We start from the raw sequence: 968 nt of genomic DNA on the forward strand, positions 1-968 counted from the left end.
TATCTGATGGATATCTGAAGTGCCCTGTGAGCGTCGCAGCGCCCTGCCCCATCGCCTTGTATAACGCCGCGCAGTTAGGTGGGTAGCAGAAGGCAGCGTTGCTCAGCTTCCGTAACCGGTGCACGCTTGCCCCCTCTCTTTGCTACCGTCTTACGCTGCAATACTGAGCAACCACCCTGCGACACCACTGCAAATGACGACCAGCCATGGTGAAAGTTTCCAGAACATCAATGCCACAAGTGCGATCAACGCCAGTCCGAAGTCCTGCGGGCGATAAATAGCGCTGGTCCATACCGGCTGATACAGTGCCGCAAGTAGCAGACCCACGACGGCGACATTGACGCCGGCCAGCGCTGCACGGGTGCGTTGATGGTGACGCAATCGCTCCCAGAACGGCAAGACGCCAATGACCAGAAGAAAAGACGGTGCAAAAATCGCCAGCAGGCAAATCAGCCCGGTGATCCAGGCAGGCGCGCTGGCGTTCATGGTCGCGCCAAGGAAAGCGGCAAAGGTAAACAATGGGCCGGGCACTGCCTGTGCAGCGCCATAGCCTGCCAGAAAGGCGTCATTGCTAACCCAGCCAGAAGGAACTACCTGCGCCTGCAGCAGCGGCAGGACAACATGACCGCCACCAAAGACCAGGGAGCCGGCACGGAAAAAAGCGTCCACCACAGCTATCACATGGGTTTGTACGAGGTGGGCCAAAATAGGCAGTCCTGCCAGTAAAACAAAGAAGAGCACAAGGCACAGGATTCCTGCCCGCCGACTTACCGCAACCGGTAATGCATCAAGCGTGGCGTCCTGAGCCGGTTTGAACAGCCACAAGCCCAGCAGCGCAGCAACCATGATGATGCCTATCTGCCCCCATAGGGGCGGCGCCAGTAGTGCGGCAATGGCCGCGAGGGCCATCATGGTAATGCGCTTCGTATCTGTACACAAGGAGCGCGCCATGCCCCATACGGCATGCG

1 pseudogene is annotated in these 968 nt (G+C 58.7%); it reads right to left on the minus strand.

What is annotated here, in order from left to right:
- Window positions 1-150: 150 nt before the first annotated feature.
- Window positions 151-968, minus strand: a pseudogene (locus ACTIKR_RS02350) (chromate transporter); the annotation flags it as partial.

The sequence above is a fragment of the Advenella sp. genome, assembly GCF_052108595.1.
Classification (GTDB): domain Bacteria; phylum Pseudomonadota; class Gammaproteobacteria; order Burkholderiales; family Burkholderiaceae_B; genus Advenella.